The sequence below is a fragment of the Streptomyces sp. NPDC048483 genome, assembly GCF_040651455.1.
In the GTDB taxonomy this organism is placed as follows: domain Bacteria; phylum Actinomycetota; class Actinomycetes; order Streptomycetales; family Streptomycetaceae; genus Streptomyces.
This window is the reverse complement of sequence record NZ_JBEZJZ010000072.1, coordinates 26,307-42,025: the sequence shown is the minus strand read 5'-3', so window position 1 is coordinate 42,025 and position 15,719 is coordinate 26,307. Positions and strand designations below refer to the sequence as shown.

Here is a 15,719-nt window from a genome sequence, read left to right as displayed (position 1 = left end):
GCCGCGTCGCCGACGACGCGGCCCGCCCCGGCCGGCTGGGTCAGCGGCTGAGTTCCGCCAGCGGGGGCCGCAGACGGTCGGTCTCCTCGGACACCCGGTCCGGTACGTTCGCCGCGTCCGGCACCGGCTCACCGGCCAGGGCACGTACGACCGACTCGGCGACCGTGACACCCGCCTTCTCCTGGGCCTCCGTGGTCCCGGCGCCCAGGTGCGGGGTGGCCACGACGTTGTCGAGGCCGAGGAGCGGCGAGTCGGTGCACGGCTCGTTCTCGAAGACGTCGAGGGCGGCGCCCGCGATCTCGCCGGCGCGCAGCGCGGCGTGGAGCGCGGCCTCGTCGATGATGCCGCCACGCGCGACATTGATCAGATACGCGCTCGACCTGGCGCGACGCAGCTCGGCCGCGCCGATCAGGCCGACGGTCTCCGCGGTCCTGGGAAGGTGGACCGTCACGAAGTCCGAGCGGTCCAGCAGCTCGCCGAGTGTGACCAGGGGGATGCCGCCTTCGGTGGACGTCACATACGGGTCGTAGGCGATGACCTCCATGTCGAAGGCGGCGAGGCGGGTTGCCACGAGGCGGCCGATGCGGCCCAGACCCACGATGCCGAGCGTCTTGCCGGCGAGTTCGACGCCGGTGAAGCGGCTGCGCTGCCAGGATCCCTGGCGCAGCGCCCCATCGGCCTGCGGCAGGTTGCGGGCCACCGCCAGGATCAGGGCGCACGTCATCTCCGCGGCGCTGACCACGTTGGCGGCCGGTGCGTTGACCACCCGGACTCCCGCGGCGGTGGCGGCGGGAATGTCGACGTTGTCGAGGCCGACCCCGGCCCGCCCGATGACCTTCAGACGGCCTGCCCTGCCGATCACTTCGGCGTCGGCCTGTGTGCTGCTGCGCACCAGAAGCGCGTCGGCGTCGGCGACGGCGGCCAGGAGCCGCGCGCGGTCCGTGCCGTCGCAGTGGCGGACCTCGACCTCCGGGCCGAGCGCGTCGACGGTGGCGGGCGAGAGCTGGTCGGCGATCAGTACGACGGGCCTGGGCATGGTGTTGCCTCCGGTGGGGAGCGGCCTTGCGGCCGCTGGGGGGTCGGTCGCGATGTACGGGGTGGGGTGTGCGGGAGGGCGGGTGCAGGTCAGCGCCACAGCAGGGCGATGGTGCCGAGCACCAGGAACACCGCGGCGTGCGTGCCGAGCACGGTGCGCAGCACCCGGCCCGTGCTCACCGGCGCGGCGTCTTGTGCGGTGGTCCGCTCGGTGGCCTCGCGGACCGCTGTCTTGGTGCCCGTGGCCGGGCCGGGCCGCTGTGATGCGGGTTCCGTGGGCGCCTCGGTGCCGTAAGAGCCGTGCGGGCCCGGCGCGTTGGTGGCGAGCTCGGCCGCGAGCACCACACGGGCCACCGAGCCTCCGGAGGCCAGGGCAGCGCTGACGTTCTGGATGCCGACGAGCTGGATCGCCGGGTAGCCGAGCACATGGGCGGTGGCCCCCTGGCTGGCGGCGAACATCGCGTTGGCCCCGGTGTTGGAACCGGCCAGGAACCCGCCGGCGGCACCGATCCAGGGGGCGAGCATCAGGTAGGCGGGGCCGAGTGCGGCGCAGGCTTCGGCCATCTCCCGGCTCATGCCGGTCACCGTCAGCAGGGTGCCGAGGACGAGAAAGACCATGGTCGTCAGGGTCACCTGCCACCAGCGGGCGGTGGCCGTGCGCGCCGCGTCGGCCAGCACCGGTCCCGGGGCGCCGAGCAGCCGCGGCGCGAGTGCCGTGGTCAGCAGCAGCCACCCGGCCGGACCGGCGATCACCGTCCACCAGCCCTCCTGGACGCCCGCCGCCGCCAGCGCCGCGCGGCCGATGAGCAGGCCGACCACGAGGAAGACGTACGGGGCCAGGGCGCGGCCCACCGGTTCCGGGCGCCTTCCGTCTGCGTCCGGGCCGTCCCGGTGCTGTTGCCGGCGGGAGAGGAGCAGCAGCACGGCGATGGTGGCGAGACCACCGAGGACACCGGCCAGCGGCACGCCGATGAAGGTGTTCACCGCCCACACCGTGACCCACAACGTGCCCGCGGCCAGCAGCAGTTCGCCTGCCGAGGCCACCGCGCGGCGCGCCCCGAAGGAGACGGCGAGCGCCGCGGCGCCGCAGATCAGGAAGACCGGGGCGGACAGCAGAGCCGATACGACACCGAGGTCCTGGAAGTCGACTCCGCCGAGGTCGGCGGAGACCAGGGTGCCCGGCGCGAGCGAACCCCAGGGCACCGTGACCAGCCCGAGGAGCCCTGCCACGGCGGCCTTGGCCGGTGCCAGGCCGAGTTGGCGCAGCAGCGGGATCGCGACGACCACGCCGATGCCGAACCCGGTGAGCGACTCGGCGAACGGCGTCACCCCGAACACGATGAGCAGCACGGAGCGGACGGGCGAGTGGCAGGCTCCGCCGAGCCGGTCGCCGAGCCGGGCCTGGGCACCGGAGCGGGACATCAGCTCGCTGAGCAGGATGCCGCCGAACAGGATCGCGGCCAGCTCGACGAGCGTGGGCAGCATGTGCAGCTGGGCCCCGGCGAGTTCGGCCAGGGGGGTGCGGAACACCGTGGCGGTGAGTGCCGCCGCGGTGCCCAGGGCGGTCAGCGCGGCGTACAGGGCGCGTACCTTGGCCGCCAGCAGGCCGAGGGTCACCAGGATGGGCAGAGTGGCCAGGATCGCGTTCATCGGGCGGCCTCCGCAACGGCGAGCGGGCGGTCGCCCGTGGGGCGGACCGCGTCGAGCAGGGCGCGGACGCAGCGGTCCGCGTCCAGGAGCGCGCGCGAGACGCCACCGGGCGAGGGGACGTAGTGGTTGTAGAACGTGGCACCTTCGCAGAGCGGACCGAGGATCCACATCCGGGTGTCCACGGAATCGTCACGGCCGACCGGGTGCTGGCCGGGGGTGATGTCGACGCCACGGCTGCTCGGTGCCTGTGCCGCGCGGTGGCGGCGTATGCGGCCGCTCTCGCGCAGGTTGGCGAGGAGCGCACTGCCGGTGTGTGCCACGTCGGGCTGACCCGAGGTCGCCTGGCACAGCCAGTGCGCGCGCTCGGTGCGGGCCTCGGCGAGACGGGTCGAGGTCAGGCGCCAGGACCCGGTGGTCTCGTCCCGGACCACCTCCGGCTCGGGGCCGAAGGGCACCTCGACGACGCCGGCGCGGACCAGGGCCAGCAGTTCGCCGTGCCGTTCCAGCTGCGGTCCGGTCACCGAGCGGTTGAGGACCGCGGTGAAGGCTCCGTAGAACTCGTCGTGCGACTTTGCGTCCAGGCCGCCGAAGTCGACGGCGTAGCGCAGGATGTCCCGCTGATCGCGCAGCACTTCGAGGGCGGACTTGAGCGGGCTGGCGCCAAGGCCCTTGGCGGCCTCCCGCAGATCGGCCTCCAGGGCCGCGGTGTACCAGTTCTGGTAGGCCGCGCTGTCGGTCAGGGTGTCGGGGACGGGGAACAGCACCCGCTCCGGGACGAACTCGCCGAATTCTGCGCGGTGTTCGGCATCCAGACGGTCGAGCTCCGCGTGCAGCGTCCCCGCGTGCGCCGCGGCCCGCAGGGACTCCTCGGTCGCGGCCGGGGGTCCGGGGGATGTCCCCCGGGACAGCACAGCCCGGTCGTCGCCGAGGAGGGCGGCGCAGCGGCGGTGGAAGGCGACGCGCATCTCGGTGCACACCAGCGGTACGAGGTCCCCGTGCAGGCTCAGGGCGCCGTCGGACGCCTCGGTGCGCAGCCGGTCGATGCTCTGCCCGGTGAGCACGAGCGGGGTGAAGGCGCCCTCGCGGTTGGCGGCGGGGCGGGCGCGGAACGGCAGCCCGGTGCGGGAGTACAGCAGGATGCGGGGCTCGCGGCCGCTGGGCACGTACTTCCGTATGCCGTCGTGGAGGGTATGGCGGCCGCCGCGGCCCAGGGTGAGCGCGGCCAGGGCGTCCATCCCGGACAGGCCGGTGCCGGCCAGGGCGATGGTGTGCTCGGGCGCGACCTGCGCGAACTGCCGCGCCGGCGGGTAGGGCGAGCGGATCCGGCGGTGCTCGCCGGGGGTCTGCGCCGGGGCCGGGGGCGGGGTGTGCCCGGTGGTGAGAAAGACGTAGCGGCTGCGCAGCACCGTGCCGTTGTCCAGGGTGATGGCGCGCAGGTCGCCGTCGGTGTCGGTCAGTGCGGTCGCGGTGGCCGGGTGCAGCCGGATGTTCAGGTGCGCGGGGGCGCGGTCCAGGGTCCGCTGCAGGAACCAGGACAGGTAGTCGCCGAGTATCCGGCGCGGAAGATAGTCGTCCGGGCGGATGTCGCGGCCCTGGGCCGCGAGGGTGAACCCGTCGTCGGCCAGGCGCAGTCCGCGCTCGCGCACCCACTCGTGCAGCGTGGGACCGCGGTCGCCGACGGCCCGGCCGACGGTGGCTTCCTCGGGGAAGAGCGAGACCTGGCTGCAGACCGTGTTGAGCAGGAGGTAGTCGGGCTGTTCCGGGTCGTGCAGACCGGTGCCGTCGCAGGTCGGGTCGACGAGGTCGACGGTGACGGGGCACTCGTCCCATTCGGGGGCGGAGGTCAGAGTGATGAGGCGCTCGAGTACGCCGATGCCACGGGAGCCGAGTCCGATGACGCAGATGCCGATCGCGGGGGCGTGGGCGCGCGCGGGGGTCGGGGCGGAGGTGCGGGTCATGATTACCACCGCTGGGTTTCGCCGAAGAAGTCGGAGATCTCGACGGCCTCGCCGGACTCCTGCGCCGTGCGGTAGACGTGGGTGCCGACCGCGAGGTCGAGCACGCCGAGACCGAACGGGGAGAAGATCACCGGCCGGTCGGTGGCGACCTCGACCTCGCCGCGGATCACCTGGGCGAGGGTGCCGGCGATGAACTCCCGGTGGCCGTACTTCTGTTCCGCCAGATGGGGGGAGGTGTTGGCCGTCATGCAGTGGCCGATGTCGTCCAGGACGTTCTGGGCGGCGGCGATGATCTCGGGGCCGATGTCCCGCAGCGAGATGTTCAGGACGATCTGGCCGGGCGCGAACGCGGCGGGGTCCAGGACGTAGGGCTCGCCCGCGGTGGTGGCGAAGACCACGAGGTCGGCGCCGTCCACGGCGGTCTTGAGGTCCGCTTCGATGCGCGCCGGGTAGCCGAGGTCGGCGCCGGCGTAGTCGGCGAACGCCTGGCCGTACTCGGGGATGCGGTCGTGGATGACGAGGTCGTCGACGTCCCACTCCTGGGCCTGGAAGAACTCCAGGATGTTCCGGGCGATGATCCCGGCGCCCACGATCGTCAGCCGCGCGGCGGTGCGCCGGCCGGTCAGCTCCTCGGCGGCAAGGACCGCGGAGGCGGCGGTGCGGGCCGCGCTGATCTGGGACGCCTCCAGGCAGGCGAACGGGTAGCCGGTTTCGTAGTCGTTGAGCAGCAGGGCCGCCGAGGCGCGGGGCACCTTGTTCTTGATGTTGCCGGGGAAGCTGCTGATCCACTTGATCCCCGCCACGTTGTACGCACCGCCGAGATAGGCGGGCAGGGCGATGATGCGGCTGTCCGGCTTCTCGGGGAAGCGCAGGAAGTAGCTGTTGGGGTTGACGGAGTCGCCGTCCTCGTGTGCCAGGTAGGTGGCGCGCACCTCCTCGACGATCTGCTTCCTGCTGCGCTTGATGATGTCCCGGGCGGTCCTGCCGCCGATGACACTGAACTCGAACATGGGTTATCCCTTCACTGCGAGGGCAGCGGCGCGCCCCGGCTCGTTGTCGGATTTCTGGTGGGTGTTCCGGGAGCCGCGCGGGCCCGAATCGAGTCGGCCGAACCGTTCGTAGACCCACACGTCGTCGTAAATGGTGTCGAGATAGCGGTCGCCGATATCGGGCGCGATGGCCACCACGCAGGAGCCCGGCTCGATGCGGTCGCTGCTGCGCTCGACGGCCGCAAGCACCGAACCCGTCGACCCGCCCAGCGCGATTCCGCGCTCCGTGGCGAGTCGCCGGCACATCCGCACCGCCTCGAACTCCGGGATCAAAATGGCCTCGTCGACCCTCCCGGACCGAAAGATCTCGGGCCGTCTGCTGGTACCGAGACCGGGAATGTGCCGCTTTCCGGGCGGCGCACCGAATGTCACCGAACCCACCGCGTCCACGGCGGTGATCCGGGTGTCCGGCGAATGCTCCCGGAAGTAGTCGGTGCAGCCCATCAGGGTTCCGGTGGTGCCGGCGCCGATGAAGAGGTGGTCGATCTGCCACCCCTGCTGGACGATGGATGCCGCGGTGCGTTCGTAATGGGCCCGCGGATTGGCCGGGTTGGCGTACTGGTTCGGCCAGACCAGCGAGGGGTCCTCGCGCAGCCGCTCGTGGAGGTAGTCGATCCGCGTCTGCAGATAGCCGCCGTTGGCGTCGCGCTCGGTCACCACGACGACATCCGCGCCGAATGCCTCCATCAGGCCGATGCTCTGCTGCGACGTGTTCGGGTCGGCGACACAGATGAAGGAGTAGCCCCGCGCGGCGCACATCGAGCTGAGGGCGATGCCGAGGTTTCCGGAGGACGATTCGATGACACGTCCGCCCGGTTTGAGGGTTCCTTTGCGCTCCGCGTCCTCGAGCAGCCCGACAGCGGCCTTGATCTTGATGGATCCCGCCGGATTGAGACCCTCGATTTTCAGTTTGAGATCAACATGCGGAATAAATCCGCTCAGGTCCAGGAAGACGCTGTCCAGGACCAGTTCATGAGCATTCCGATAAAGCATCGGACCTCGTCCTTCTGGGAAATGCGAACAGCGGATTCCCCGACCTTGCCGCGTCGTCGCCATGCCGATCAATCGGGCCTCGACACTTCATCAGACAGCGTCACCGGAAAAGAGGAAGGCGGATTCGGTAACCGGTGACCTGACATATTCCGGGCGGTAGTTGACCGAATGGCGGCGCCCGGCCCCGCCGCAGCACGACGAAGGGCCGGCCGCCTCCCCCGGGCAGGGGAAGGCGGCCGGCCCTTTCGGCACGGGCAGGTAAGCGTCAGGGTCAGGCGTCCGGGTGGGTGCCGTTGAAGTACTGCTGGGACTCGGCCCAGACGTCACGGGCGAGCTTGCGGCCCTGGGCGTCGGCCTCGGTGTGGTCGAACTCCCAGTGCACACCGCCCCACAGGCGCGAGTATCCGACCTCGGTGGCGGCGTCGGAGAACGTCGGCCAGCTGAGGTTCACATCGGTGGACGGCATCCCGGGCTCGATCGTCGAGGAGCCGGCCTTGATCACACCGGTGCCCCCGTAGGAGTCGGAGCCGGTGAACCGCTTGAGGATCTCGGCGCCCGCCGCGGTGAATCCGGTGTGCCCGGAGCCGTAGGCCGCGAAGGACGGGGTGTTCAGATACGGCCGCCACTTCGCGCCGTCGATGGTCTGCGTGCCCTTGCCGGGACCGGCCCAGCCCTTGATCTCCTGACCGGACTTGGCGTACCGGATCATCGTGATCGGACGGCCGTAGTCGAAGTCCCGCTTGGTCTTCCAGTCGACGACCGCCTCGTCCGCCTCGGCGATGTTCAGCGCGAAGAACAGCTTCACGTCCTCGTCGAGGGAGTGGTGGTCGCGCTGGGAGACGAACGTCGCCCAGACCTGGGGGATCGACGAGGAGGACTCTCCCGGCCACTGCCAGTGCTCGGCGATCGCCTTCTGCCGTTCGGTGAGGTGCGCGTTGCGCTCGATCTGCTTGTTGATCGCCGCATCGGCCTCGGGGGTGCCGTACTTGGGCGGGGCGGGCGGCACGTAGGCGGCGGTGTCGTTGATCAGGAACGGCTTGGCGTCGGCGAACTGCGGAGTGATGAAGGCCTGCGTCTTGCCGTCGGCGGTGATCAGCGGAGCCCAGCGGTCCGGGGCGACCAGCTTGTCCTTGTCGAAGTGGTTGACGTCCTGGGGTGCGTTGACCGGCGTGTAGGTGCCCGGGGGCGGGGAGTACGGGGGGTCGCCGAGCTGGTGGGAGCCGTCCTCGTGACGGACCTTGAGGAGGGCGTCGGTGGCGGCGAGGGCAACGCCCACCGGCGAGGTGGCCTTGGCCCCCTCCGCCTCGGCCGGGTCATAGCCCAGAGCGCGCAGCTTCTCGTCGAAGGTGGCCTTCTGGGCCGGGAAGAGGTCGCTGAGCGCACGGTGCGCCGCGAAGCTGATCGCCTTGCGCTTGTTGGCGTACGTCCGCTCGGCGTGCGGGCGGCGCAGGTCGTCGCCGAGCTGGGTGCCCACGGCACGGCGGTCGTACGCGGCCCAGGCGTCGTATATCGCGTTGTGGACGATGCCGAGGGTGCGGCCGCCGACCGGCGGCGGGGTGTTGTGCCCGGTGGCCTTCGAGTTGGCCTTCATGGCGGCGACGGTCTGCTCGTTCCACTGCACGACGGCATTGCCGGCGCCGGCGGCGGACCGGACCGCAGCCGGGTCCGCCGAGGTGTCGTCCGACGCCGCGGACGCGGGGCCGGTGACCGCGGTGGTGAGGGTCACGGCGGTGAGGGTGCCGAAGACTGCCCATCGCCGGAATGCGGCTGCCTGGGGCCGGAAGGACTTCATGAGGTGTCACACGGCCTTTCTCTGTGGGTGGTGTGGGTGCAAGGGCAGGCAGTCGGTCACTCGGACCAGCGCGAGCCGGTGATGACGTCGACGAAGTTCGGCCGCACATAGCCCTCGGTGTAGCGCTCGAGGACATCGGCCTTGACGTTGCCGAAGGTGGTGTCGGGGCGGTGGGCGATACCGCCGTTGAAGGCCTGCAGGATGCGGCGCTTGAAGTCGGGGCGCGGGTGGGCCGCAACCACGGCGGCGCGCTGCTCGTCGGTGATGTCGTCGTAGCCGATGCCCAGGACGTCGAGCTCGACGCCGGCGGTGACCAGGGCGGTCTCCGGGGCCATGTAGGCGGGGATCTCGGGAGTGGTGTGCAGGGCGATGGCCTCCCACACGACGCGGGCCGAGTCCTGCGGGACACCGTGCGAGAGCAGGAACTCCTTGGCGTCCTCGGCGCCGTCGATCTCGAAGCGGCGGGTGGAGCCGCGGTGCTTCTCGGTCAGGCCCAGGTCGTGGAACATGGCGCCCACGTAGAGCAGTTCGGGGTCGTACGCGAGATCGCGCCGGTTCCCCTGCAGGGCGCCGAAGAGGTAGACCCGGCGGGAGTGGTGGAAGATCAGCTCGTCGGCCGTGTCGCGCACCAGCTCCGTGGCCTCCTTGGCCAGGGCACTGTCGGGAACGGTGATGTCGGCGATGTCGGCACTGGTCATGGGCGCTCCTGAAATGAAGGCAGGGAAATCAGCAAGGAGTTGAGGGCCGACCGGGGCGTACGGGATACGGGGACGGCGGTGTCCGTACGTCCGGCGGACGCGTTCCGTGCCGCGTCGTCGGCGAACACGACAGTAGGGCGGCACCCGGCGCCCCGGTGTGCCGCCGAGGCGACTTCGTCACATGCCGTGGGGAGCCGGCGGAATGCGTGCCGTGCGGGGTGCGACCTGACACAGTCCCGGCGCGGACGGGACCGTCCGGCCCGGTCTGTCCGGGTAGGCGAGGCCGGTCCCGCCGGCCAGGTGACAAAGGACGGAAATCCGGCTGGCCGTGTCGACGGGCCCTGCCTAGGCTCCGGGGCATGATCAGCCAAACGGCGATCGGATTTCTTGAGCAACTCGCCTGCGAGGGCGTCCAGTCATGGCTGACGCCGGACCGGTCGACAAGTGGTGACCCGGCTCAGCTCCTTCCGTACGCCCTCGCCGCCACTCCGGGATCCGTGCGGGGCGTGGCCCTGCACGGCGATGTGCCGCCCGACCTCGCGGCCGTGCGCCTGCTGTGCGAACGCCTGGAAGATCCGCCCTCGCCACAGGGCGGCCCCGCCGGTCATGTGTCCGCGCCGCTCGACCCGGCACTCGCCCACGACGCGGACGGCCTCGTGTCGGCCTCGCGCGCGCTGCGGAGCGCCGTGGGCCGGGAGAACCTCCTGGTGCAGATTCCCGCCACGGAGGCGGGGGCCGAGGCCATGGCGGAGTGCCTGGCCCACGGTCTGCCCGTGGACGCCACGCTGATCTGCACCACGCGGCAGTGCGACCGGGTCTTCGACGCGTTCCTGACCGGGATGGAACGGGCCCTGATCACGGGCCATGCCCTGCAGAGCATCAGGACCGTCCTGTCGTGTCCGGTGAACCTCGTCGACGGTCTGGCGGCGCCCTCGGCGGCCGGTGTCGCCACGGCGCGGCTGCTCTACCGGCTGCGGGAGCGGCGCCTCGACAGCACCTGGTGGGGGGTCCTCAGGGCCGCTCAGGCCCCTCCGCCGGCGCTGCTGTGGACGGATCTGCGGCCCCACCACGCGGCCCGCCTGGTCGGCTGGAACACGGGGATGGTCTTCGCGCCCCGGACGCTCGAAGAGACGGCGTGGACCAGCGAGCTGGCCGGTGACGCGCTGTTGAACAGGCATCGGGAGGGCGAGCGCGAGCTGGCCGCGCTCACGCCCACCGGGTCCGGTCGCGTCACGGCCGACGAGGCCGTCACCGCGGAACTGATGCGCCGCCGCCGTGCCTGGAGCGCCGCGCTCCGACGATGACGAGGCCCCGCCGAAACCGGCACCGGTGGGGTTCCCCCGTGGCCGCCAGGGCACAGGGGGCGCGCCGGCGGGGCCGGTTTCGGCCGGATCTCACGCAGGTTCCTCGCCGCGGGAGTTCACGAGACGGCCTCACGCGCACCCGGCCGCGACAGCTCCGCCCCGGTCAGAATCCGCAGCGGCGCGGCCTTGACCACGGTCTCCTCGAACTCCGCCGCCGCGTCGGACAGCGTGACGATCGCGCCGCCGACGCCGTAGGTGACGCGCTCGGCGGTGACGACGGCGGTACGGATCACCACACTGAGGTCGGCCGCCCCGGAGAGCGAGAAGTAGCCGAGCGCACCGGAGTAGACACCGCGCGGTCCGCCCTCCAGCCGGTCGATGATGCGCAGGGTGCGCACCTTCGGGGCGCCGGTCATGGAACCGGCCGGGAACGCGAAGCGCACACAGTCCACCGCGCTGTGCCCCGGAGCGAGCCGGCCCTGCACCGTGCTGACCAGCTGGTGCACGGTCGCATAGCTCTCCACCTCGAACAGGCCGGTGACCTCGACGGTGCCGGGGCGGGCGCAGCGGCCGATGTCGTTGCGCACCAGGTCGACGATCATCAGGTTCTCGGCGCGGTCCTTCTCGCTGCCGAGCAGATCGGCGACGAGCGCGGCGTCCTCCCCGGCGGTGGCGCCGCGCGGCCGGGTTCCCTTGATCGGCCTGGACTCGATCAGGCCGTCGCCGCAGACCCTGAGAAACCGCTCGGGCGAGCTGCTGAGCACCGAGAGCCCGTCGAACTGCAGCAGCGCCGCGAACGGCGCGGGGGTGGCCCGGCGCAACAGCCGGTATCCCTCCCACGGGTCGACGCCGCCGCGCACTTCGGCCCGGTTGGTGAGGCACACCTCGTACGTCTCGCCGGCGGCCAGTTCCTTCTGGCAGGCGTCGATCAGCTCCAGGTAGGCGGCGCGGTCGTGGCGCAGCACCGCTTCGGCCGGTTCGGCGGGCGGCACCGGCGGGGCGAGCGGCGCGGGGGCGGGGCCGGTCAGGAGGGCGGCGGTGTCCGTGAGCCAGTCGTGGGCCCGCTCGTGGTCCTCGGCCGGCCCGTCCTCGTCGATCAGGGCGAGCAGATGGGTCCGGCCGGTGCGATGGTCGAGAACGAGGGCGCGGTCGGTGAACACCATGACGGCATCGGGCTCCGTGGCGCGGTGCACGGCGTCGCCGCCGCACTCGGCCTTGAGCTCATAGCCGAGATAGCCGACCCAGCCGAGCGCGAAGTCGCCCGGCAGGTCGGGGAGTTGGGTGTGCTGTGCGCGCAGGTCGCGATCGAGCCAGTCGAGGAAGCGGCCGCCCACCACCTCGGTGCCGGTCCGCGAGGTCACGGTGACCGTGCCGCTCCACACATCGGCGGTCGCCACCCGTGCCAGCGGCCCGGAGGCGTCGCCCATGACCGAGAAGCGCCCGCGCGTCGGGGCGTCACCGCTGCTGTCGAGCCAGAACGCATGCGGCTGCCCGCGAAAGAGCCGGTCGTACGTCTCCTCCTCGCCCCACAGCGTGGCCACCTGCCGGGTCAGCACTCGCAGCGCGCGCCGGGCCGCAGGCCGGGGGGGCGTGGGCGCCGCGGCCCGTGCCGTGGTCCGTGCCGGACGGGCCGGCGCGCGGCCGGCACGTTCACCGGAGAGGTCGACGAAGTTCCGGATGAGGCGCCTGCCGTACTCGGTGCAGATGGACTCGGGGTGGAACTGCACTCCCCACATCGGCCGGGTCCGGTGCCGCAGCCCCATCAGCACACCGTCCGGGGTGTGGGCGATGGCCTCGAGTTCGGGCGGCAGGTCGGTCACCGCGAGCGAGTGGTAGCGCACCGCCTCCAGCGGTGACGGTATGCCCCGGAACAGGTCATCGCCGTTGTGCAGCACGGGAGAGATGCGCCCGTGCCAGGGCTCGGGCGCCCGGCCCACCGTGGCGCCGTGGGCGAGGGCAATGCCCTGGTGGCCCAGGCAGATGCCGAGGAGGGGCACCTCGGCCCGCCCTGCCTGCTCGATGAGCTGCCGGCAGATGCCGAAGTCGCCGTCGCGTCCCGGGTTTCCGGGTCCGGGCGACACGATGACGGCGTCGAATCCGGACAGCAGGTCGGCGTGCCAGGCGGGGTCGTCGTTGCGGACGACGGCCGGCTCGGTGCCGGTCGCCTCGGTGACGTAGTGAAAGAGGTTGTAGGTGAACGAGTCGTAGTTGTCGACGAGCAGGGTGCGCGCGGGGTGGCTTCTTCCCGGGCCGGCGTCGGCGGGGACGACTTCGAGCAGCATGTGCTCGACGAGATCGCTGCCGTACTCGCCTTCGAGCACCTCGACGCACTCCACCGTGCGCAGCTCGCGACCGCACTCGGCAGCGATACGGCGCAGTGCGGTCAGATCGCCGCGGCCGCTGAAGTGGAGCAGCGCCCTGCCGCCCGGTGTGAGGCGGCCCGGAGCCTCGGCCAGGAACCGCTGGTGGGTGCGGTACCCGGCATCGACGTAGGCGCACTCGTGGAGGGAGCCGTATTCGTAACCCTCCGGCGCGAGCACGTAGTTGGAGCTCCAGAAGACCGTGTCGAAGCGCTCGTCGGGGTCGAGACGGTCGAAGAGGTCGCTGTGCAGGGCGCGTACCCGGTCCGCGACCCCGTGGCGTCCCGCGTTCAGCTCCGCGTTGCGCACCGCCTTCGGGCTGATGTCCAGGGCGACGACGCGGTCCGCGCCGGCGAGGGCCGCGAGGACCGCGATCACCCCGCTTCCGGTGCCGACGTCGAGAAACGAGCGCCCCACTTCGGCGGGAGTGTCGCCGGCGAGGCCGAGGAAGTCGACCCCCACCCCGGTGGACGGCGAATAGACAGGCGCGAACACCTCGTCGAGCAGGTCCCATTCCCTGTCGCACATGCGGAAGGTGTCCGGGCGGTCGTCCCTGGTCAAGGACATCTGGCTACGTTCGAGTGAGCGCTCATAACTCTGGATGTAAGGCATTACAGTCCCCCAATAGAGCTTTTAGCAGCCCTTTGTCGTAATCGCTCAACATCAGGTGTACGGCAGGACGATGACGTCTGACCTGGGGGCGACGGAAGGTGGTCCGGCAACAGGCCGATCCGCAAGGGACGGTGCTCCCGCCACCCACCCCCATGCTGACCTGGGGTTTAAATTCAACAATCTGTTGACTCGGCGTGTTTCGGTCATCTACTTTTCACAGACGCGGGCAGGCGTGTGCCGCGAAAATCGCCACACTGAAGGGACAGCGGACGTGCGCGAGCCCAGTGCATCGCACGAGCTCATCGAACTCCTGGAGTTGCTGGCCGAAAACGCGCCGTCGGACCGCTTCGAGGAGCCCGTGCGCCGGGCCCGCGCCGCGGACCCGGATCCCGCGCGCATCGAACATCTGGAACGGGCCAAGGGCCTGGCCCTGCAGGTGCACGAGGTGATGTCCCTGCACCACAGGCGTCAGATCGGCCTGTCGGCGCTCGTCGACACCGCCCGGGAGCTGACCCTGCCGTACGACCTGGACGGTCTGCTCAACGTCATCGCGCGCCGGGCGCGCTTTCTGCTGAACCTCGACATGGCCTGGGTCTCGATCCACGACCGCGAAAGCGGCGATTCGGTGGTGCGCGCCGCCGACGGGCACATCAGCATGCTTAGCGTGGGCATGCGGGTGCCGACGTCGGGCGGCCTCGGCAACCTGGTCACCGAACGCGCCGCCCCCGTCTGGACCGCCGACTACCTCAACGACCGGCGGATCCCCCAAGCGGACGTCACCCACAATGCGGTGCGGGCCGAGGGCCTGCGCGCCCTGATCGCCGTACCGCTGCGCAAGGAGGGCACGATTCTCGGTGTGCTCTACGCGGCGCAGCGGCAGGTCCGCCGGTTCACACCGGACGAGATCACCCTGATGTCGTCGCTGGGGGACCTGGCCGCGGTGGCCATCGAGAAGACCCGGCTGCTCGACCGGGCCCAGCACGAGCTGAGCGAACTCAGCCTGCACGCCTCCCGCGCCGAGGACTCGTCCACTTCGGCCCGGCGGCTGAACTCCGCGCACACCCGGCTGATCGATCTGCTGCTGCGCGGCGGCGATCTGCACACCCTGGTCGACGCGGCCGGCGAGCTGCTCGACGGCACGCTGCTGGTGCGTGACCCCAGCGGCACGCACCTCACCACGAACACCCTCCCCGGGCTCGACGAGACCGAGATCCACCGGGCCGCCATGGAGGCGCACTCGGGGCACCTGCCGGTCGAGGCCTCCGACGGCACCTGGGTCTGCCCCGTCATGGCGGGCGAGGAGCTGCTCGGCACGCTCGTCCTTGTCACCGAACAGTCCCTCGGCGAGCGGCAGTTCCCGCTGCTGTCCCTGGTCACCCAGGTCACCGCCGTGTCCATCCTGCTGATGCGCAGCACCAATCTCGCCGAGGGCCAGGTCCGCAGCGATGTGTTCCACGACCTCCTCAACGGGGGGCAGCTGTCGGCCAAACAGCTGGACGACCGCGCGCGCAGACTCTCGGCCGACCTCCGGCGGCCCCATGTCCTCGTGGTGGCACGGCCGGAGGACGCCTCCCCCGGCAGGGCCGCCTTCTGGGCCTCCTCCTACGCACATCAGCGCGCCGGCGTCACCAGCGTGGAGAGCGACGAGATCGTCCTGCTGCTGCCCGGGACCGACCCCGCGGCCGCCGGCCGTGCCGTGGCCGCGAAGCTGTCCGCGGCACTCGGCAAGCCGGCGACGGTCGGCTCGGCGGGCCCCGTCACCCACGCCAAGGACCTCACCGACATGTTCCGGGAAGCGCAGCGGTGTGTGGACGCGCTGATCGCCCTCGGCTCGGTCGGCGGCACCGCCTCGACACGTGAACTGGGCTTCCTGGGGCTGCTGTTGTCCGACCAGCCCAACGCGGAGGTCTTCCTCGCGGACGTCATCGGCCCGGTCCTCGACTACGACGCGCAGCAGGGCACCGAACTGACCCGCACCCTGGAGGCGTATTTCGCGCACGGCAGCAGCCCCACCCGTGCCGCCGACACCCTCCATGTGCACCCCAACACCGTGGCCCGCAGGCTGGAGCGGATCACCGAACTCCTCGGCGATGGATGGCAGGACGCCAAGCAGCTCCTTGAGGTCCAGCTGGCGCTGCGGCTGCACCGGATCCGCCACACCGTGACCGCGCGGGGCGCCGATTCGACCGTACGCCGCTGAACCGATGGGCGGGCAGCGCGTACACGGGGGCCATGGCCCGTGCCTCGCGCGACAGCACGGTCACGGCG

The 15,719-nt window shown here is 71.4% G+C and carries 9 protein-coding genes and 2 pseudogenes; 2 read left to right on the top strand and 9 right to left on the bottom strand.

Features of this window, described 5'->3' with window-relative positions; all coding sequences use genetic code 11:
- Positions 1-103: 103 nt before the first annotated feature.
- The 7 genes and pseudogenes from AB0D04_RS29120 to AB0D04_RS29090 form a co-directional block, all read right to left on the bottom strand.
- A pseudogene (locus AB0D04_RS29120) lies at positions 104-1,036 on the bottom strand (hydroxyacid dehydrogenase); the annotation flags it as partial.
- Between the two features lie 89 nt (positions 1,037-1,125).
- The gene (locus AB0D04_RS29115) at positions 1,126-2,685 is read right to left on the bottom strand and encodes an L-lactate permease (protein WP_362709144.1); all 1,560 of its coding nucleotides are present in this window, start codon (positions 2,683-2,685) and stop codon (positions 1,126-1,128) included.
- Positions 2,682-4,643 carry an FAD/NAD(P)-binding protein gene (locus AB0D04_RS29110; RefSeq protein ID WP_362709142.1) on the bottom strand — a complete coding sequence of 654 codons (1,962 nt, stop codon included), beginning with the start codon at positions 4,641-4,643 and terminating at the stop codon, positions 2,682-2,684. The genes AB0D04_RS29115 and AB0D04_RS29110 overlap by 4 nt, the downstream gene beginning before the upstream one ends.
- Positions 4,644-4,645: 2 nt before the next feature.
- Positions 4,646-5,653: a 2,3-diaminopropionate biosynthesis protein SbnB gene (gene sbnB, locus AB0D04_RS29105; protein ID WP_362709140.1), complete on the bottom strand. Its 1,008-nt coding sequence runs from the start codon at positions 5,651-5,653 to the stop codon at positions 4,646-4,648.
- Positions 5,654-5,656: 3 nt separating this feature from the next.
- A complete protein-coding gene (gene sbnA, locus AB0D04_RS29100) occupies positions 5,657-6,685 on the bottom strand; it encodes a 2,3-diaminopropionate biosynthesis protein SbnA (RefSeq protein WP_362709137.1) in 1,029 nt (342 codons plus the stop codon).
- 271 nt (positions 6,686-6,956) lie between these two features.
- Complete coding sequence (locus AB0D04_RS29095; RefSeq protein WP_362709134.1) at positions 6,957-8,411, bottom strand: vanadium-dependent haloperoxidase; 1,455 nt, start codon at positions 8,409-8,411, stop codon at positions 6,957-6,959.
- 122 nt (positions 8,412-8,533) lie between these two features.
- Complete coding sequence (locus tag AB0D04_RS29090; RefSeq protein ID WP_362709132.1) at positions 8,534-9,175, bottom strand: HD domain-containing protein; 642 nt, start codon at positions 9,173-9,175, stop codon at positions 8,534-8,536.
- A gap of 359 nt (positions 9,176-9,534) precedes the next feature.
- On the opposite strand from AB0D04_RS29090, the gene AB0D04_RS29085 reads away from it, so the two are divergent.
- A complete protein-coding gene (locus tag AB0D04_RS29085) occupies positions 9,535-10,479 on the top strand; it encodes a transaldolase family protein (protein ID WP_362709129.1) in 945 nt (314 codons plus the stop codon).
- 116 nt (positions 10,480-10,595) lie between these two features.
- Here the strand turns inward: AB0D04_RS29085 and pabB are convergent, their stop codons facing one another.
- Positions 10,596-12,761 carry an aminodeoxychorismate synthase component I gene (pabB, locus tag AB0D04_RS29080; protein ID WP_362709147.1) on the bottom strand — a complete coding sequence of 722 codons (2,166 nt, stop codon included), beginning with the start codon at positions 12,759-12,761 and terminating at the stop codon, positions 10,596-10,598.
- Between the two features lie 267 nt (positions 12,762-13,028).
- Positions 13,029-13,367 (bottom strand): annotated as a pseudogene (locus AB0D04_RS29075) (50S ribosomal protein L11 methyltransferase); the annotation flags it as partial.
- A gap of 355 nt (positions 13,368-13,722) precedes the next feature.
- Here AB0D04_RS29075 and AB0D04_RS29070 point away from each other — a divergent pair.
- Positions 13,723-15,651, top strand: a complete 1,929-nt coding sequence (locus tag AB0D04_RS29070; RefSeq protein WP_362709126.1) for a helix-turn-helix domain-containing protein — start codon at positions 13,723-13,725, stop codon at positions 15,649-15,651.
- The last annotated feature ends 68 nt before the right edge of the window (positions 15,652-15,719 follow it).

What these genes read in the sequence shown, in the direction of transcription:
- AB0D04_RS29115 (WP_362709144.1), bottom strand. Translation starts at nt 2,685, where the DNA reads ATGAACGCGATCCTGGCCACTCTGCCCATCCTGGTGACCCTCGGCCTG.
- AB0D04_RS29110 (WP_362709142.1), bottom strand. Translation starts at nt 4,643, where the DNA reads ATGACCCGCACCTCCGCCCCGACCCCCGCGCGCGCCCACGCCCCCGCG.
- sbnB (WP_362709140.1), bottom strand. Translation starts at nt 5,653, where the DNA reads ATGTTCGAGTTCAGTGTCATCGGCGGCAGGACCGCCCGGGACATCATC.
- sbnA (WP_362709137.1), bottom strand. Translation starts at nt 6,685, where the DNA reads ATGCTTTATCGGAATGCTCATGAACTGGTCCTGGACAGCGTCTTCCTG.
- AB0D04_RS29090 (WP_362709132.1), bottom strand. Translation starts at nt 9,175, where the DNA reads ATGACCAGTGCCGACATCGCCGACATCACCGTTCCCGACAGTGCCCTG.
- AB0D04_RS29085 (WP_362709129.1), top strand. Translation starts at nt 9,535, where the DNA reads ATGATCAGCCAAACGGCGATCGGATTTCTTGAGCAACTCGCCTGCGAG.
- pabB (WP_362709147.1), bottom strand. Translation starts at nt 12,761, where the DNA reads ATGCTGCTCGAAGTCGTCCCCGCCGACGCCGGCCCGGGAAGAAGCCAC.